This window comes from Acinetobacter sp. YH12251 (assembly GCF_013417465.1).
Lineage (GTDB): Bacteria > Pseudomonadota > Gammaproteobacteria > Pseudomonadales > Moraxellaceae > Acinetobacter > Acinetobacter amyesii.
Genome location: NZ_VPDZ01000002.1, coordinates 83,292 through 102,392, shown reverse-complemented (window position 1 = coordinate 102,392; position 19,101 = coordinate 83,292). Strand labels below are relative to the sequence as shown.

General features: G+C 41.3%; 19 protein-coding genes. 16 read left to right on the top strand and 3 right to left on the bottom strand.

The genetic code is table 11. The features are described 5' to 3' along the window. Positions 1 to 75: 75 nt before the first annotated feature. Both purL and FTV27_RS01090 read right to left on the bottom strand, forming a co-directional pair. Positions 76 to 3,912 carry a phosphoribosylformylglycinamidine synthase gene (gene purL / locus FTV27_RS01095; RefSeq protein WP_180076808.1) on the bottom strand — a complete coding sequence of 1,279 codons (3,837 nt, stop codon included), beginning with the start codon at positions 3,910 to 3,912 and terminating at the stop codon, positions 76 to 78. 387 nt (positions 3,913 to 4,299) lie between these two features. Next, a complete protein-coding gene (locus tag FTV27_RS01090) occupies positions 4,300 to 5,334 on the bottom strand; it encodes a M20/M25/M40 family metallo-hydrolase (protein ID WP_373687136.1) in 1,035 nt (344 codons plus the stop codon). Between the two features lie 213 nt (positions 5,335 to 5,547). Between FTV27_RS01090 and FTV27_RS01085 the strand changes: the two genes are divergently transcribed. From FTV27_RS01085 to pal, 11 genes are all read left to right on the top strand, one after another. Then, a complete protein-coding gene (locus FTV27_RS01085) occupies positions 5,548 to 6,888 on the top strand; it encodes a deoxyguanosinetriphosphate triphosphohydrolase (RefSeq protein ID WP_180076806.1) in 1,341 nt (446 codons plus the stop codon). A gap of 110 nt (positions 6,889 to 6,998) precedes the next feature. Then, a complete protein-coding gene (gene ruvA, locus FTV27_RS01080; protein WP_180076805.1) occupies positions 6,999 to 7,601 on the top strand; it encodes a Holliday junction branch migration protein RuvA in 603 nt (200 codons plus the stop codon). Between the two features lie 245 nt (positions 7,602 to 7,846). Then, positions 7,847 to 8,854, top strand: coding sequence for a Holliday junction branch migration DNA helicase RuvB (gene ruvB / locus FTV27_RS01075; protein WP_180076804.1), 1,008 nt, complete (start codon positions 7,847 to 7,849; stop codon positions 8,852 to 8,854). Between the two features lie 97 nt (positions 8,855 to 8,951). Then, complete coding sequence (locus tag FTV27_RS01070) at positions 8,952 to 9,599, top strand: hypothetical protein (protein ID WP_180076803.1); 648 nt, start codon at positions 8,952 to 8,954, stop codon at positions 9,597 to 9,599. A 24-nt stretch (positions 9,600 to 9,623) separates the two neighbouring features. Continuing rightward, the gene (locus tag FTV27_RS17125; RefSeq protein ID WP_257229951.1) at positions 9,624 to 9,749 is read left to right on the top strand and encodes a hypothetical protein; all 126 of its coding nucleotides are present in this window, start codon (positions 9,624 to 9,626) and stop codon (positions 9,747 to 9,749) included. Between the two features lie 66 nt (positions 9,750 to 9,815). Continuing rightward, entirely contained in the window at positions 9,816 to 10,223 is a 408-nt protein-coding gene (ybgC, locus tag FTV27_RS01065) for a tol-pal system-associated acyl-CoA thioesterase (protein WP_078190367.1), read from the top strand. Positions 10,224 to 10,250: 27 nt separating this feature from the next. Beyond that, complete coding sequence (gene tolQ, locus FTV27_RS01060; protein WP_078192037.1) at positions 10,251 to 10,949, top strand: protein TolQ; 699 nt, start codon at positions 10,251 to 10,253, stop codon at positions 10,947 to 10,949. Beyond that, positions 10,949 to 11,398 (top strand): protein TolR, encoded by a 450-nt coding sequence (gene tolR / locus FTV27_RS01055; RefSeq protein ID WP_180009966.1) that lies wholly within the window; start codon positions 10,949 to 10,951, stop codon positions 11,396 to 11,398. The genes tolQ and tolR overlap by 1 nt, the downstream gene beginning before the upstream one ends. Positions 11,399 to 11,401: 3 nt before the next feature. Beyond that, complete coding sequence (gene tolA / locus FTV27_RS01050) at positions 11,402 to 12,796, top strand: cell envelope integrity protein TolA (RefSeq protein WP_180076802.1); 1,395 nt, start codon at positions 11,402 to 11,404, stop codon at positions 12,794 to 12,796. Between the two features lie 444 nt (positions 12,797 to 13,240). Next, positions 13,241 to 14,524, top strand: coding sequence for a Tol-Pal system beta propeller repeat protein TolB (gene tolB, locus FTV27_RS01045; protein ID WP_171263728.1), 1,284 nt, complete (start codon positions 13,241 to 13,243; stop codon positions 14,522 to 14,524). A 68-nt stretch (positions 14,525 to 14,592) separates the two neighbouring features. Next, positions 14,593 to 15,162, top strand: coding sequence for a peptidoglycan-associated lipoprotein Pal (gene pal, locus FTV27_RS01040; RefSeq protein WP_180076801.1), 570 nt, complete (start codon positions 14,593 to 14,595; stop codon positions 15,160 to 15,162). A gap of 234 nt (positions 15,163 to 15,396) precedes the next feature. On the opposite strand, the gene FTV27_RS01035 is transcribed toward pal, so the two are convergent. Then, entirely contained in the window at positions 15,397 to 15,594 is a 198-nt protein-coding gene (locus tag FTV27_RS01035) for an NF038105 family protein (protein ID WP_078190373.1), read from the bottom strand. A gap of 184 nt (positions 15,595 to 15,778) precedes the next feature. On the opposite strand from FTV27_RS01035, the gene FTV27_RS01030 reads away from it, so the two are divergent. From FTV27_RS01030 to FTV27_RS01010, 5 genes are all read left to right on the top strand, one after another. Next, the gene (locus tag FTV27_RS01030; protein ID WP_180076800.1) at positions 15,779 to 16,753 is read left to right on the top strand and encodes a class 1 fructose-bisphosphatase; all 975 of its coding nucleotides are present in this window, start codon (positions 15,779 to 15,781) and stop codon (positions 16,751 to 16,753) included. Between the two features lie 52 nt (positions 16,754 to 16,805). Beyond that, positions 16,806 to 17,582 (top strand): RNA methyltransferase, encoded by a 777-nt coding sequence (locus FTV27_RS01025; RefSeq protein WP_180076799.1) that lies wholly within the window; start codon positions 16,806 to 16,808, stop codon positions 17,580 to 17,582. Between the two features lie 160 nt (positions 17,583 to 17,742). Further along, positions 17,743 to 18,357, top strand: coding sequence for an RNA polymerase sigma factor (locus tag FTV27_RS01020; RefSeq protein WP_111883945.1), 615 nt, complete (start codon positions 17,743 to 17,745; stop codon positions 18,355 to 18,357). Continuing rightward, on the top strand, positions 18,354 to 18,674 hold the full coding sequence (locus FTV27_RS01015) for a hypothetical protein (protein ID WP_078190377.1): 321 nt from the start codon (positions 18,354 to 18,356) through the stop codon (positions 18,672 to 18,674). Before FTV27_RS01020 ends, FTV27_RS01015 begins: the two co-directional genes overlap by 4 nt. Beyond that, positions 18,664 to 19,068, top strand: a complete 405-nt coding sequence (locus FTV27_RS01010) for a DUF3106 domain-containing protein (RefSeq protein ID WP_078192044.1) — start codon at positions 18,664 to 18,666, stop codon at positions 19,066 to 19,068. Before FTV27_RS01015 ends, FTV27_RS01010 begins: the two co-directional genes overlap by 11 nt. Positions 19,069 to 19,101: the final 33 nt, after the last annotated feature.

Genomic DNA, 19,101 nt, shown 5'->3' with positions numbered 1-19,101 from the left:
ATATCTTTTGGTAAATTTTAAACATAAAAAAAGCCACCCGAAGGCGGCTCTTTTCTATTATTCATCTATCTAAGATTAACCAATAAATTTACGTGCATTACGGAACATACGTAACCAGGCACCGTCTTGATCCCAATCTTCTGGTTTCCAAGAATGCTGAATCGCGCGGAAGTTACGTTCAGGGTGCGGCATCATAATTGTTGCACGACCGTCTTTAGACGTTACACCTGAAATCGCTTCTGGTGAACCGTTCGGGTTCATTGGATAATGCTGCGTTGGGTTACCTTGGCTATCAACATAACGCAAAATCACTTGGTCATTTGCATTTAAAGAAGCCAAGTTTTCTGCCGAAGTCACAACACGGCCTTCACCATGCGCAACTGCGATTGGAAGAATCGAACCTTCCATACCTTCTAACAATACAGAGTTAGATTTTTCAACGCGTACGTTTACAGCACGAGCTTCAAACATCTCTGATGTATTGCGGTGGAAACGAGGCCAAGCTTCTGCACCTGGAATTAATGGTGCAAGCTGAGACAGCATTTGACAGCCGTTACAAATACCTAGAGAGAAAGTTTCATCACGGTTGAAGAATTTCTCAAATTGGTCCCGAAGTTTAGGATTGAACAATACAGATTTAGCCCAACCGCCGCCTGCGCCCAATACGTCACCGTAAGAGAAACCGCCACATGCCACTAAGCCTTCAAAGTCATCAAGACTGATACGGCCAGCAAGCAAGTCGCTCATGTGTACGTCTACAGTGTTGAAGCCGACTTTATCGAATGCAGCAGCCATTTCTACATGACCGTTTACACCTTGTTCACGCAGAATCACCATGTTTGGACGGCGTTCATTGATGTACGGTGCTTCGATAGGCTCGTTCAAATCAAATGTTGGTTTTGCAATTAAACCTGCATGTGATTTGTCAGCGATTAACGCATATTCTTGATCCGCAGTTTCTACGTTGTCACGTAAACGTTGGATTTGATAAGACACTTCAGTCCATGCTTGTTGCAAGTCTGCACGCTCAAATACAAGACCATTTACAGACAATTGATCTGTACTGTTCACTGTACCAACCACTGCAATCGCATCTTTTAAGCTAGATGCTGCAACTTCAGCTTCAAGTGTTGCCCAATCTGCTTTCGAAATTTGCAATACTGCACCAATTTCTTCTGCAAATAATGATTCAACAGATTGATCTTCAAGTGCTACACCTAGGCGTGAAGCGAACATCATTTCTGCAACAGTTGCCAATAGACCGCCATCACCGATGTCATGGTAAGCCTTGATTAGACCACGGTTGTTCCAGTCTTGAACCAATGCAAAGAATGCTTTGAAGTCATCGAAGCTGTCTACGTCAGGTGTTACAGAACCAATTGCTTTATAAACCTGAGCAAGGATCGAACCGCCAAGACGGAATTGACCTTTAGAAAGATCGATACGTACAAGTACAGACTCGATATTTTTAAGTTCAGGTGTCAATGTTTTGCGAACATCCGTCACAGGTGCAAATGCTGTGATCACGCCTGACATTGGAGATGTTACAGATTTATCAACACCGTCATCATTCCAAGTTGTACGCATAGACAATGAGTCTTTACCTACAGGAATTGCGATACCTAAAGCAGGACACATTTCCATACCGATCGCTTTAACGCCTTCGAATAGCGCTTGGTCTTCACCCGGTTGACCTGCTGCAGCCATCCAGTTTGCAGACAATTTAATGTCACTGATCTGGTCGATTTTTGCAGACATGATGTTTGAAATTGATTCTGCTACAGATAAACGTGCAGAAGCAGCAGGATTCAACAACGCAACTGGTGGACGCTCACCCATTGCCATCGCTTCACCTGTATAACCCACAAGGCTCGTCGTTGTTACTGCAGCATCCGCTACAGGCACTTGCCACTTACCGACGAACTGATCACGTGCAACCATACCTGTAATCGAACGGTCACCAATCGTGATCAAGAACGATTTAGATGCAACAGTTGGATTCTTAAGAACGCGGTAAATCGCATCTTTCAAATCTGTTACTGTTTCAGCAGTGAAGTCATCGCCTTTACGTTCAATGGTTTCGTATGAACGGCTCATGCGTGGTGTACCACCAAGCATCACTTGCATTGGCATATCCACAGCTTTGTTTTCAAACAATGGATCTTCAACGGTTAAATGGCGCGCTTCAGTCGCTTCACCCAATACCGCAAACGGACAACGCTCACGTGCACACAGTGATTCAAAGAGTTCTAAAGATGATGGACGGATCGCCAAAACATAACGTTCTTGCGCTTCATTCGACCAGATCTCCATCGGAGACATGCCTTTTTCAAGCGATGGAATTTTACGCAGATCAAGTACCGCACCTAACTCGTGATCGTTCACAAGTTCAGGCATTGCATTTGAGATACCGCCCGCGCCTACGTCATGTACAGACACGATTGGGTTATGATCTTCCATGCGCCAGCAAGCATCAATCACTTCTTGGCAACGGCGTTCCATTTCTGGGTTTTCACGCTGTACAGATGCGAAGTCTAGGTTTTCACCCAACTTACCGCTGTCTACAGAAGACGCTGCACCGCCACCTAAGCCGATGAGCATTGCAGGACCACCCAGTACGATGAGTAAATCGCCTGGTTGAATCGCATCTTTTTCTACATGGTCAGGACGGATGTTACCATAACCACCGGCAATCATAATTGGCTTATGGAAGCCTTTTACGTCGCCATTTACATTTTGCTCAAATGTACGGAAGTAACCATTTAAAGCAGGACGACCGAATTCGTTGTTAAACGCAGCGCCACCCAATGGGCCTTCAATCATAATTTGAAGCGGAGATGCCATACGAGACGGCTTACCGTAGTTTTCTTCCCAAGGCTGTTCAAAGCCCGGAATATTCAAGTTAGATACAGTAAAACCTGTTAAGCCTGCTTTTGGCTTACCACCACGACCTGTTGCGCCTTCGTCACGGATTTCACCGCCCGAACCTGTTGCTGCACCAGCAAATGGTGCAATCGCTGTCGGATGGTTATGTGTTTCCACTTTCATAAGAATGTGAGCAGCTTGGCTCTTGTACTTATAAACATGGTGACCTGTTTCAGCATCTTGCTTTGGATAGAAGCGTTGTGTGTCAAAACCCACAATTACAGAAGCGTTATCTTTATATGCCGACAATACATCTGTAGGTGATTCTTTATAGGTGTTTTTAATCATTTGGAACAATGATAATGGTTGAACTTCACCATCAATTGTCCATTCAGAACCGAAGATTTTGTGACGGCAATGCTCTGAGTTCGCTTGAGCAAACATCATCAATTCGATGTCATGCGGGTTGCGACCCATTTTTGTGAATGCATCGGTTAAATAATCGATTTCTTCATCAGAAAGCGCAAAACCAAATTCAGAGTTAGCTTTCACCAACGCTTCTTTACCTTGACCCAAAATATCAATTGAGTTTAAAGGCTTTGGTTCAGTTTCAGAGAAAAGTGCCGCAGCATCTTCAATAGCATTGAAAACACTTTCGGTCATGCGGTCATGTAATGCTAGTTTTACTTCATCAGAAACAGCAGTTACGCCCTTCAAAGTAAACAAAACACCGCGTTCAAGGCGATGAACCGGTGTATTACAGTTGGCAAAAATGTCTGTTGCCTTAGACGACCACGGAGAGATGGTTCCAACACGTGGCGTCACTAAAATTTGGACTTCGTCACTTGCTGCTTGGTGCAATTCAAAAGATTGACCATCGTTGAGAAGCTGTAAAGCGGATTGCTGTTGTTGCTCGTTGAGCGCTTGGTCAAAAAGGTAAACCCATTGACTTTCAATTGATTGAACAGAACTAATTGACGTTAAACGTGATAATAGTTGAGTTTTCTTAAATGAAGAATGTGCAGGTGCACCGGCAACGATAAACATGCTGATTTTGGCTCCACGGGATGATCGAAAAGACCATGCCACAATGTGACTTGAGAGAGCGCATATTCTACTGTGTATTAGTTAAATCAGCTAGATGTGAAAGTGAAATTGTAGTGCTTATATCGGGAAGTTTAGGCAATAATGCTTTTATTTTTAAATAATAAAATTGAATTTAGTCGCACAGATTAACACAAAATTATCTGATTTTTTCATTTCACCCTAAGAATAATATTCAAACTATAAAAATGTTTTATTTTTCAACAACAACTCACTTTTTAATCAAGCGTTCAAACTATATTGAAAATGAATTTCAGGTCTAAATGTGTGAGATTTAAACCTGAAATTCATAAAAGACTAAAATCAATTCACATTTGAAATTGAAACATTTTATTTATTCAAATCTGACAATAGATGTTGAATAACATTAAGGGCTAAGTTCAGTGAGTTTACATCTACACCATCAATCGTATCGCAAGCCTTGTGGTAGCACGGTGCAAATTCGAGTTCATCACCTTTCATTTGCTCATTAAATAAAATTAGTGAAGTAACGGGAACTTTCCCTAAAAATGGCAAAGTATCGCTTGCTGTTAAAGTCGTTACATCATCTTTAATCTGCATATTATTGGTTTTAAAATATTGACGCATACTTTGTTCTAATGCAGCATCCTGCGGGTGCTTAGGTAATTGACTCATGCTGTCTAAGATTGGCTGATAATCACTTTGTGCAAGTCCATTGGCTTTAAACTGTGCCGCCATTTCTCCAATTGATGAATGGTCACCATCGGCAATCATGATATTCGGATTCTTTGTTCCCACCATATCAACATTGATATAGGCTTGAATGCCTTGAAGCTGTTTCTCACTGAGTGATTTCACAAAAGCTTGTGAACCTGCAATACCAACCTCTTCCGAATCCCAAAAGGCAAGATATAGTGTGTGTTTAGGTTTTACCTTTTGCTTCGTATAGTCTTGTAATAATGCTAACAATACTGCAACGCCTGAAGCATTATCATTAATCCCAGGCCCCATTTTCACCGAATCATAGTGTGCGCCGACAATCACAGCGGTATCTTTGGATTGCCCTTCAATCTCAATCACAATATTTTGCCCAACGGTCTTTTCTCGATTTTCAAATGGCAACATTTGCGCGTGCAAGCCTGCTTTCTTAGCTTGTTCAAGAATATATTGTGCAGAAGCCAATCCACCTGCTGTACCTACTGCACGATTGCCACCATTTTGTTCCGCAATTTCTTCAAATGTTTCTAAATGATGCATCATGCTATTTTCTGATGCAGCAACATTTTGGTTTGGCTGCACTTTCGTTATATTTTTTTCTGTGTTGAAACTTGTACAACCTGACAAAAAAAATGTCACGCCCAAACTTAGTGCAGTCAACGTAGGAAGAAATTGTTTTCTATACATTTAAATTATTCTCATTAAAAATTAAAAAATGGGATAAAAGGTAAAATTTGCCCATCTATACTAACAGCCCTCTTTTAAATTTCTGTTTTTGTTTTGCATTTCATGAAGGCAAATCACTCATACATCTTTTAGGACAAGTTGTGTCGCCCCACACTAGTGCTTTTCTGCTAAGTTTGGCATTATTCAATTCAAGTAATAATTGAATAATGATAAATGACTCAAATGCGCTGGCTTGAACTTCTTTCTACAGTTCGTATTGGTAGTAATAAACATAGCTCTGAACAGGCACGTAGCCCCTTCCACAAAGACTACGACCGCATCATATTTTCGCAGAGTTTTCGACAGCTTAATCGCAAGACCCAAGTTCATCCTTTAACTCAACACGATGGTATTCACACCCGACTTACGCATTCACTTGAAGTATCTTGTATCGGGCGTTCACTCGGCATGTTGGCTGCGGAAAAAATTAAAGATGAATTGCCAATGTGGATTTCGCCTGCCGATGTTGGCGCGATTATTCAAGCCGCTTGTTTAGCACATGATATTGGCAACCCGCCTTTTGGGCATGCTGGTGAATATGCCATTCGCGAATGGTTTGATGATGCATCACATACAGACTTTTTAAAAGATTTAAGCCCAGAAGAAGAAGCCGATGTTCGTCAGTTTGAAGGTAATGCACAAGGCTTACGTTTACTGACTAAAATTGACTATCACCCGAATGATGGTGGTATGCGCCTAACTTACGCAACCTTAGGGGCTTACTTAAAGTACCCATGGCTATCCAAAACCATTGCATCACAAGGAAATACGCCTGCCAGTAAGCGTGCCAAGTTTGGCTGTTACCAAGCCGAAAAAGACATCTTGCAGCAAATTGCAGAACAACTCGGCTTAATTCAACTCGGTGAATATCATTATTGCCGTCATCCTCTGACTTATTTATTAGAAGCAGCGGATGATATGTGCTATGCCCTGATTGATTTGGAAGATGGCATTATTCTCAATATGTTGAGTTATAATGAAGTTGAGCCAATTTTCCTTGACCTGATTGGTGATTATGGTATTCCTGCCGAACTTGCAATGACGGATACCACATGGCAGCAGAAAATTGCCGCTTTGCGTGGCCGTGTGATGAAGCGTTTGGTTGAAGAAGTGACGACAGCTTTTGCACGTCATCACAATGAAATTTTGTCTGGCCAACTTAAAGGCAGTTTATTGCAATATTGCAGTGAAGATATTGAAATCGGGATTAACCGTGCCAAAGAACTGGCTCGTGATCAAATCTTTGAACATCCGCATAAGGCAGGTTTGGAAATTATTGCACACCAAAGTTTGCAAAATATTTTGGATGCCTTTATTCCACTGACCACGCCCAATAAAACTTTGAGCTTTAAAGAGCAACGATTGATGTCTATCTTACATCGTTCAGGAGCACATTTTGGTATGTCGCATTATGACAATATTATGCAAGTACTCGATATCATCTCTAAGTTTTCAGATCATCAAGCCTATAATTTAGCGCAAGAGTTACAAGGGAATAAAGTTGGTTTCTTTTAAACCATTAAAATATCGAAGGCTAGCAATTCACTATCCTTCACGCTAATCTCACAACAAATTGAAATTGAGCAAATAGCTCAGACTAAACTGAAATAAAGTGAATAAATGACATGATCGGATGCTTAATTGGCGAAGTGCTGGCATTGGAAGCACCAACAGTATTACTCAATGTAAATGGTGTGGGCTATGAAATTGACACCCCGCTTTCTACATTTTGCCAACTACAAAAAGGTCAAAAAGTTACGCTCTGGACACATCTTGCAGTACGTGAAGATGCACAACTGCTTTATGGTTTTAGTAACCCACAAGAAAAATTAATTTTCCGTACTTTACTTAAAGTAAATGGTGTTGGGCCAAAAATGGCGCTTGGCATTCTTTCAACGTTAAGTGTTGAAATGCTGATTCACACGGTTGAACATGAAGATGTAAACACTTTAGTCAAAGTTCCGGGGGTGGGTAAAAAGACCGCTGAACGTCTCATGATTGAGTTACGCGATCGCTTTAAAGCCATGGCTTCAGGGACTGCACCAACGAATTCAACTGTTGAACAAATTCAATTTACAGGCAACTCTGCCGTTGCCGAAGCTGAGGCGGCATTGCAATCATTAGGTTACAAGCCAATTGAAGCACAAAAGCTAATTAATGCCGTCAAAGCTGATTATACTGAAGCCAGCGACATTATCCGTGCAGCACTTAAGTCGATGAATAAATAATTTTTAGTTTCTAATGAGCACTACATCCTTTGCCTTTTAGAGCTATAGACAGTATGTGAATCACGCAGGCGACAAGGATGTCGCCGTTAAACTGTGCTACAAGGACGTAGCATCAGTTTAACAATTGGGTTTTGTCACTTTTGCCCAGTCAAAAGTGAGAATCGCCTATACAATGGCATTTAAAGTTCAATCGCTTTTTGAGGCTGTGATTTTTCCACAACGATATAGAGATTAGTTAAATAATTATGCAAGACCGTCTTATCAGTGGTTCAGAAAAACCCGAAGACCACTTCGACCGCGCCATTCGCCCAACTTCCCTCGATGACTACATCGGGCAGCCTGTCGTCCGTGAACAAATGGAAATCTTTATTGGTGCTGCGCGTGGCCGTGAAGAAGCGCTGGATCACACCCTGATCTTTGGCCCACCGGGCCTAGGTAAAACTACACTGGCCAATATCATTGCCCGTGAGATGGGTGGTAACCTAAAATCCACTTCTGGCCCTGTTCTTGAACGTGCAGGTGACTTAGCTGCAATGCTGACCAACCTTGAAGAAGGTGATGTATTATTTATTGATGAGATCCATCGACTTTCACCGGTCATCGAGGAAATTCTCTATCCAGCGATGGAGGATTACCAACTGGATATCATGATTGGTGAAGGCCCTGCTGCCCGTTCGATCAAACTGGATTTACCACCTTTTACCCTTGTGGCAGCGACGACTCGTGCAGGCCTACTGACCTCTCCTTTACGTGACCGTTTCGGTATCGTACAACGTTTAGAGTTTTATTCTGTCAAAGACTTAACGCATATTGTGACTCGTTCAGCCAACTTAATGGATGTACCCATAACTGCCGAAGGTGCTCAAGAAGTTGCACGCCGTGCTCGTGGGACACCTCGTATTGCAAACCGTTTATTACGCCGGGTCCGTGATTATGCGCAAGTTAAAGGTACGGGTGAAGTAACCCAAGAGATGGCTCAACGTGCTTTGGACATGCTAAATGTCGATAAAGATGGTTTAGATACGCTAGACCGCCGTTATTTATCAATGCTACTAGAGCGTTTTGATGGTGGCCCTGCAGGTGTAGAAGCTTTAGCTGCTGCTATGGCAGAAGACTCAGGGACCCTAGAAGATGTGATCGAACCCTACCTCATTCAGCAAGGCTATGTCATGCGTACTGCACGTGGACGTATTGCCACCAATATGGCTTATTTACAGTTTGGGATGATACCACCAGAGCCGAAAGATAAATAGACGATTATTCACTGAACGACTTCAGGGAGTTAAATTCTCCCTGAATGTTTATTTAAATTTTAAAATAAATTCAATCCACTACAAACAGCAAACTAAAATGATAAATCTTGAGAATAGAATAATTAACAAAATTAATAGCGACTACATTCAAAACCTACCATTAGACAGTGCCATTGAAAACATTCCCAGAGAACAACCCATCAGTTCATTTAGCCCTAAACAAATGAGTGATTTTGAAAGCTTATTCCACACCGAATACAATTATTTTATCACTGTCGAATGTGAAAACATTCTTAGCAAAGAAACCATAGAAGTAAGTGAAGATAATATCTTAACTATTAAACAATCGCCTTCTGCATATCGTATAAAAAACCTGAGCTTCAACTATACTTCTGCCCTCATTTTTATTGGGACGTACTATCACGACGACGTACAAGCTTTGGTCAAGGAAAACTTTAAGCCAGCAAAAATTAATACGTTGTATTTCAGCCTCTCATTCTTTGCTTTAGTCATACTCGTTTATGTGTTTTTCTGGATAGATCTAGCTAATAAACTTTTACTTATGTTAGTTATTGGCCTTGGCTTTTGCTGCTTAACGTATATGTATGAATCTTTAAAGGCATTACTCCCAAAGCAACAGAAAAAGAAAATGGAAGAAACTCACTTTCATATTGCGGGATATTTAGCAGCTCATCTACAGGATTTTGTCGATGCAAGATTTAAATTAGATGAACAAACAAATTAAAAGTAGTCTCTTTTTTAACCAATAATGACAACTACGAAATTTAAAGATTTACGTGAGTTGAAACCTTGTGCCATTGGACTGATGACTCACGGTGCTAAACTGCCCGTCATTGAAGCACTTGACGAATCATTGAATTATCGCCATTTTTAAATGCTCTAATTCTATGCTGAAGTGCAGAACAATATTTTTCAGATTTTATAAAGACGGAACACTCTCATGGCGAATAAATTCGAATTCAACATTCGTGTATATATTGAAGATACAGATGCAGGTGGCATTGTTTACCACGCAAATCATATTCGCTTTATGGAACGTACCCGCACAGAATGGCTGCGCGCTTCAGGTGTAGACCATTATTGGCATCAAAAAGATTACAACTTTGTCGTTCATAAAATTAATGTGAAATATTCACGTCCTATATTAATGGATGACCTGATTACTGTTACAGCAAGTGTAGTTTCGTGTAAGGCTACGTCATTTGTGTTGCAACAAAATATTTATCGTGGTGATATTATGCTGGCATCAGGTGAGGTAGAATTGGCATGTATCAGTGCAGAGATGAAACCCCGTCGCCTTCCTGATGAAATACGTGAACTGATTCTGAAAGAATTGGAACAAGATTAAAAAAATTATTTGGCACATGTAGTAACTATGGCAACTCAACTAGAATCAACACTCAAAGTTTCAGACCTCATCTTACAAGCAAGTCCTGTCGTACAACTGGTAATGCTCCTGCTGCTCTTAGCTTCGTTATTCAGTTGGTATCTGATTGCCAAGTTACACATGAGTTATAAAAAAGCGCAGGCTGACGATGAACATTTCCAAAAAATCTTTTGGTCTGGCGCCGAACTCAACACTTTATACAACAATGCTCAGCTCAACTCGAAACGTGTTGGCCTTGAAGATGTTTTCTATCAAGGTTTAGGCGAGTTTTTCAAACTTAAAAAGCGTAATGCCAGCGCAGAACAATCCATTGAAGGTACAGAACGTATTCTTCGTGTGGGTTTAAGCCGTGACCAAGGACATTTAGAAAATGGTTTAGGCGCGCTTGCGAGTATTGGATCGGTTGCACCCTATGTTGGTTTATTCGGTACCGTTTGGGGCATTATGAACGCTTTTATTGGTTTGGCAGATGTTGACCAAGTCACCCTTGCTACGGTTGCTCCTGGTATTGCAGAGGCATTGATTGCAACGGCCATTGGTCTTTTTGCGGCAATTCCTGCTGTACTTGCATTTAACCATTTCACAGCTAAAGGTGAAGCCGTTTATAACGATCGTGCGCTTTTTGCCGAAGAAATGGTTGCGTTATTACAACGCCAGTCTGTAGGTTCAACTCAGGACAATGACTAATGGCTATTCAACGTTCTGGACGCTTTGAGCGCATCAAAAAACCATTAAAAAGTGACATGAACGTCGTGCCTTATATTGATGTCATGTTAGTTCTTTTGGTGATTTTCATGGTCACTGCACCTATGATCACCACAGGTGTCAAAGTCGACTTACCACAGGCGAATGGCACGCCTATGCAAGCGGAAGATCGCCCTGCGATTGTTACACTTGAGGCGGATGGGACAATCAAACTCGAAGATAAAAATCATCAAAATGATGTACTCACACTCGATGAACTAAAATCTGTTTTAACGGCCTCGCAAAATGAAGCCAGCGAACAGAAAAAGCAAATGAGTGTCCTGATTAACGGCAGTGAATCTCGTCCTTATGGTGAAGTCATGAAACTCATGTCTGCCCTTCAAGATGCAGGTTTAACACAAGTAGGTTTACTGACTGAGCCATTAAAGTAATTTATGAAAGATTTCAAAAAGCCGCCTTTTAAACAAAAAGCCGTTGCGATTGGTTTCACACTAGGTGTTCATATCGTCGCTGTGGTTGGCTTACTTTATCTTGGCATGAGTAAACCACCTGAGCCCCCTAAAAAAATAACCACTATTTTGGTAAAACCGGAAGATTTAAAACCTGTAACACGTGAAGTCACTGAGTTTGATGAAACCGCGCATGAAAATGTAGTTGAACAAATCACGCAGACAGCAGAACCTAGCGTTGAACCAGCACCCGAGATTCCAACGGCTGCACCACCTAAACCAGCAGAACCACCTAAGGCAGATCCACAGGTTGCTGCTCAACAGGCACTCGCTGCGGCAAAAGCACAGCAGCTTGCTGAACAAAAAGCTGCGGACAATGCAAAGCGTGCTCAAGAACAAGCTAAAGCAGCTGAAGCTGCAAAACTAAAAGCACAACAAGAAGCCAAAGCGGATGCGGCTAAGGCAAAAGCAGATGCTACGGCGAAAGCCAATGCTGAAGCAGCAAAACGTAAAGCAGATGCTGATGCCAAAGCCAAGGCTGAAAAAATCCGTGCCGATGCTTTAAGAAAAGCAGAAGCTGACAAAGCCAAAGCTGCAGCAACGGCAAAAGCCAATGCAGATGCAAAAGCCAAGGCCAATGCGGATGCTGCAAAACGTAAAGCAGATGCAGACGCGAAAGCTAAAGCCAATGCGGAAGCTGCAAAACGTAAAGCAGATGCTGATGCGAAAGCCAAGGCCAATGCAGAAGCTGCAAAACGTAAAGCAGATGCTGATGCCAAAGCTAAGGCCAATGCAGAAGCTGCAAAACGTAAAGCAGATGCCGATGCAAAAGCTAAAGCCAATGCGGAAGCTGCAAAACGTAAAGCAGATGCTGATGCCAAAGCTAAGGCCAATGCGGAAGCTGCAAAACGTAAAGCAGATGCTGATGCGAAAGCCAAGGCCAATGCAGAAGCTGCAAAACGTAAAGCAGATGCCGATGCAAAAGCCAAGGCAGATGCAAAGGCTAAAGCCGATGCCGAAGCACGCGAACGTGCAGCCGAAGAAGCCAAAGCTTCATCAGCTAAAAAAGCAGCTGAAGAAGCCGCACAGAAAAAGGCTGAAGCGAAGAAAATTGCCTCAACTGCTAAACGTGATTTTGAAAACAAAATCCGCCGTGCATGGGACACACCTTCTGACTCTGCGGGTAAATCGGCAACTGCTCGGGTGACATTATCAGAAAGTGGTTCAGTCCGATCAGTTATTGTGAACTCTAGTGACCCTGATATGAAAGCCAGTATTGAAGCCGCGGTTCGTGCTGCAGCACCGTACCCAATGCCAAGCGACCCTGATGCTAGACGTGAAGCACAAAGCTTTACCTCTACATTTAGATCTTCAAATTAAGTTTGATAAATCCCTGCATTGATTGCGGGGATTTTTTTATATTTCTTCTGAATATGGCAAACTTTGGAAAATTTATTGATTAGATGGGTTCATTCACTGATTTTTTGAATGAAACAAATTCTATTTGGTCGACACTTTTCATAAAATGACATATATATAAGTTTTACTAGCTCAGCCTAATTAAGAGCTACTTATTTCTTCTAAACATTTGATTCAAAAATTAAATTTCAACTATATAGAATTATCATTTCCAATTCAAAATGTGATGTTGTCTGCACCAATTTTAAGATAAACTTCAGTGAACTCGAATAAAATCTCTGCATTTTTCACAGTGTTATAACAGTTCAGTCATATTTTCATGCTTTTAATAATCCAAAATCATGCCATTATGTGACACAACCTAATACAGACAATAACTCACATTTTTAGAGTAGTTAGCGAATGATGGAAATGACGCGTAAACATCTTCTTTGCTTAGCAATTATGACCGCTTTGAGTCCAGTTTTAATCACTCAAACACATGCACAGCTTCATCTTGAAATCACCAAGGCGCCTGAAGAGGCACCTAAAATTGCGATCGTGCCTTTTAGTAATGACTCAAATATTTATCCAGTGGTTGAAAATGACTTGAACCGCTCAGGTAAATTTACCAGTGCCTCTAAAAACTTACCTGCAACTGCAACAATAAATTCACCTAATGCAGAAGCATGGAAAGCTGCGGGCGTACCCTATGTCGTGACAGGCACATCAAAAACAACAGCAGATGGCTCTTATGAAATTCACTACCAACTGTATGATGTTGAAAAAAAACAATACCTGTTAAATGAACTACTCACTGTACCTGCTTCACGTTACCGTCAAGCAGCGCATATGATCAGTGATGCAATCTATCAAGCTTTAACTGGCATTCCAGGTGACTTCAGCGGCCGTATTGCCTATGTATTGCGTAATGCAGCAACACCAGATCAGCGCTATACCCTACAAATTGCAGATACGGATGGTGAACAACCCCGTACCATTTTGACTTCACGTGATCCAATCTTGTCCCCTGCTTGGACACCTGATGCTAAAAAGCTAGCTTATGTTTCTTTTGAAACCAAACGCCCTGCAATTTACATCCAAGACTTAGCAAGTGGTAACCGTGAAAAAGTTGCAAGTTTCCGTGGTTTAAATGGTGCTCCAAGCTTCTCACCTGATGGTAAATCGATGTTGTTTACCGCTTCAATGCATGGCAATCCTGAAATCTATCAAATGGATTTACAGACTCGCCAATTAAAACGTATGACCAATGACACAGCGATTGATACAGAAGCACGTTATGCCCCTGACGGTAAATCATTTATTTTTACCTCTGACCGTGGTGGCTCTCCACAAATTTATACCTACAACTTAAGTGCTGAAAGTGTAAAACGTTTAACTTTCCGTGGTGCATTTAATGCCCGTGGCACTTTAAGTGCTGATGGTAAAAAATTAGCTTTGGTGCATCGTCCTAGCGGTAGTAACTATAAAGTTGCGGTTCAAGACATTGGTTCTGGTGTAACCAATATTTTAACACCAACAAGTTTAGATGAATCCCCAAGCTTCTCTCCAAACGGTCAAATGGTGGTGTATGCAACACGTGAAGCAAACCGTGGTTTGCTCTCGATCATGTCTTTAGATGGTCGTTTCCGCATGAACTTACCAAGTGAACAAGGTGAAGTTCGTGAACCAGCTTGGGCCCCGAAATAAACACTGCATGATTTATTCAACAATAACTTTTTAATGAAACATCATAAATAACCGTCATGGAGATCAATATGAAAGCGATGAAACTGATTGCATTACCTGTTTTAGCTACAGCATTAGTAATGACTGGTTGTGCCAGCCGTAAACCTGCAGCAGACATACAAGCAGGACAAAACCCAAATAGCTCAACCACTGTAAACACTTCTGGTTTAAGTGAAGATGCAGCACTCAATGCACAAAACCTAGCCGGTGCATCATCTAAAGGTGTAACTGAAGCGAATAAAGCTTTTTTAGCGAAGCGCGTAGTACACTTTGACTACGATAGTACCGAGCTTAGCAATGAAGATTTACAAACCCTTCAAGCTCATGCACAGTTCCTTGTTGCTAATGCAAACTCACGCGTGGCTTTAACAGGTCACACCGATGAACGTGGTACTCGTGAATACAACATGGCGCTTGGTGAGCGTCGTGCCAAAGCTGTTGAAAGCTTCCTGATTACAACAGGTGTAAGCCCTAACCAGCTTGAAGCAGTCAGCTATGGTAAAGAAATGCCAATCAATGCGGGTCATGATGAAAATGCATGGAAAGAAAACCGCCGTGTAGAAATTAACTACGAAGCTGTTCCTCCACTACTTAAATAAGACTTGAATAAGTCTGAGCTAAAAAAAGCACTCATTGATGAGTGCTTTTTTTATTTATATCGTTTCATTTGCATCGTTCTGTGCTTTTACTCATTTTAGCCCTTTAACTCAGGATAAATTCAGTTAGCAACTTTAGAACTTTAAGAAAATATCCAATGAAAATGCAAGTGAACGACTTTAAAAACGAGATCCTTAGCTTTACCAACTAGAAAATTAGCTTAACAATCCAAATCATTACGCTTCTGCTTCTGGATGTTCAGCATTTTCTTTTTCTGTTTGCATCGACTCAATGAGGTCATGTTTATTGAACTTTTTATACTCTGCTTTTGCTTCGTAACTGCTCCATGCAGCTTTAACGGTATCCGCAGAAATATCGTCTAAATTCAATCCCTCAGTTGCAGTCGGAGTCGCATCAAATTTTTGTGTGGTCATTGTTGTGCTCCCTGTCTTTCGATTTATACATTAGATTCAACATAGCATGTTATTCAGGACTTGCAAGGGTAAAATCACGACAAATAGTCTAGTTTAATTTTTCTTTTCCTTCGTTCTCATCTAAAATGTTGCACAATCACATTTTTATCATTTTTGATAAATTAATATTTGGAGTTTTCCGGTTATGTCAAATCTCACCCTTTCCCAATTTCTACAACAACAAAGTGGTAATCTTACTCCTGCATTAGCACAAGTTATTGAAACAATTGGTAATACATGCAAAGACATCGACCTTCTTTTACAAAAAGGTGCTTTGGCTGGTGTATTGGGTAGCGCGCAACACGAAAACGTTCAAGGTGAAGAACAAAAGAAACTTGATGTCATTTCAAATGATTACCTCATCGATGCATTAAAAGCTCACCCACATGTTGGTGGTTTGGCTTCTGAAGAATTAGATGAATTCACTCCAGCTCAAGAAAATGGCGATTATCTTGTCTTATTTGACCCATTAGATGGTTCAAGCAACATTGATATCAATATGTGTGTTGGCACAATTTTCTCAATTCTTCCTGCAAAAAATGCCGTAACACAAGCTGAAGATTTCATGCAAGCGGGTGTTAACCAAGCGGCTGCAGGTTATGTATTGTATGGCCCATCAACAATGATGGCTCTAACTGTCGGTGCTGGCGTAGTCTTTTTTACTTTTGATCCAGAAAGCAAAGAATTCTTATTAACTAAAGATGCGATTGCGGTTGCAGCAGATACTAAAGAATATGCAATTAATGCATCGAACCAGCGTCACTGGGAAGAACCTGTAAAACGTTATATCGACGAACTTCTTGCAGGTAAAACTGGCCCGCGTGAAAAAGACTTCAATATGCGTTGGGTCGCATGCATGGTGGGTGATATTCATCGTATTCTTTGCCGTAGCGGTATCTTCATGTACCCATACGACTTCAAAGATCCGAAAAAAGCAGGTCGTCTACGTTTAATGTACGAAGCAAACCCAATGAGTATGTTGATGGAACAAGCTGGCGGTGCTTCTACAACAGGCCGTGTCCGCATTCTAGACATCCAACCAACAGAACTTCATCAACGTGTTCCTGTGATTATTGGTTCTAAAAACGAAGTTGACCTAGTTACGTCATACCATAATTAATTTCTTATAACGAAAGTCAGTATTTTTGCTGACTTTCGTGGATATCTCCCTCATGGCTCTGATTTATCTCGAATCAAAAGACAACCCTAAAATTAAACACCTCCGTGGCTTAATCGAACAAAATGCCTACCGTAAAAAACAAGGTCAAACTGTTTTGGAAGGCACACACTTGGTGTTGTCATGGTTAGACTCAAAACGTCCAATCAAATCGATTTTCACCACTGAACAAGCAATTAACCATGCCGATTTCGACCGCATTGCGGAACAATATCAAGGTGCGGTGTTCATTCTAAGTGAATCTTTATACAAAGATATCAGTACACTTGGAACATCGATTGCTTGCTTAGCGATTGTGGATTTACCAAGTTCAAGTGAAGCGCTTAACTTCAGTGAAGACACCTTAATTTTAGACAACATTCAAGACCCAGGAAATGTAGGCACCCTAGTCCGTTCTGCAGCAGCAGCAGGTATTGAACAAGTTGTTTGTACCAAAGGCTCTGCATCGCTCTGGTCACCGCGTGTATTACGCGCAGGTATGGGCGCACATTTTTCATTAAATACCTTTGAAAATATTGCCCTTGAAGATATTTTGACGAAATTCAAAATTCCAGTGTATGCAACAAGCTCACATCAGTCTGAAAACCTATATAGCAAAAATTTACGCAAACAATGTGTTTGGATTTTAGGCAATGAGGGTCAAGGTGTCTCTGAGTATGCATTACAACATGCCGAAGCCGTTGCGATTCCTCAACCGGGCGGTCAAGAATCGTTAAACGTAGCCATTGCAGGCTCGATCTGTTTTTTTGAAATGGTACGTCAGCGTCAGTAAAATCGTTATTTTATTGTATTTAGCGCTTAAGCCTGAAAAAAATAGACTACACTAGAAAAAATAATAATTCTTTTTGTCAACCTAACCGTTATTTCCATCGTTATTTGTATATGAATATGGAAATAATGGTGGGTATCCGATGACAGGATTTTCCATCTCTATGGATTTAGCACCCAAAAAGTCCGAGACGCAAGACAGCAGTGTTTTAAAAAGCACGGCTGAGTCTCGCCTGAAAAACTTCATGAATGAAGTAACGGGGCGTGCTTTAGTAATGATGGAAAGTGCAACGCACGGTCAACATGGCATTGCCATGGACTTGGTACAAGAAGCCTTTATTTCCTTACATAAAGCTTATGCTGAAAAGTCCACAGAGGAATGGTATCCCCTGTTTTACACCATTTTAAATAACAAGCTGCAAGACTGGCGTCGAAAAGAAGCACGTCGTTCGCAGCCGTTTTCCTTATTTAGAAAAGTCAGCCTAGATGACGACGATGTCGAGATACAGGATGTGGTAGATGAATCTACACCAAACCCCTTCGACTTTCTGGATCAGGCTGTCACTGCAGAGGAAATACAAGATGCTATCGCAGAACTTCCAGTCCGCCAGCAACAAGCATTTATGTTGCGAGCTTGGGAAGGCTTTGATACGCATACAACTGCAGAAATTATGAATTGTTCCGAAGGCAGTGTGAAAACACATTACCACCGTGCCATTCAAGGTTTACGTACCGCTTTGGCACATTTGAATCCACATATGGGAGGATCATCCGAATGAAACAAGATGATTTCTTAAAGCAAGTAACTTCCAAACTTGATGGACTCGCACAGCACCATAAAGACAAAGCAACTGTCATGAATAACGTGCTTGAAGATATTCATCAGCGCGAAACTTCTCGTTATGGTTTCTGGAAAATGTCTGGCTTTGCACTTGCAGCAGCAATTGCAGGTTTCGTCATTTTACCGAATGCGACTGTACTGGATGACAAACCACAAAATCAGGTGATTTCAACCCCTAAGCTCTCCCCTCAAATGGTAGAAGATCTTGAAATGTTGATGGTTCTGGGTGAGGACAAAGTTCCACATGGCAGCTAAAAAATTAGCAATTGCATTCTGTGCTTTTAGTTTTTTGCAAACCAGTTTTGCTGGCTTTGATCGCTTTTGGATATTTTCAAAAGATGCAGATACTCAAGTCAATGAAACTTGGGATTCGCTATCTGAAGCAGAACAACAGGCTTTAATTAAAAAGTATCAGGCACTCAAAGAGATTCCTGCAGATCAACGTGTCAGCTTGCAACAGCGCATGGATTGGTTCACTCAACTTCCAGATAGTGAAAAGCAACGTATGCGCGAAACTTGGCAAAAAATGAGTACTTTAGAACGTAAAGAACTCGCGACACGTATGCAAAAAGCTAGTCCTGATGAACGACCTGCTATTCGCGATGAGTATATCAACAAATATTTACAGCCTATCGCTGTCGCTCACTAATCTAAAACAGCAGCATGTTGCGAAAATCAAATC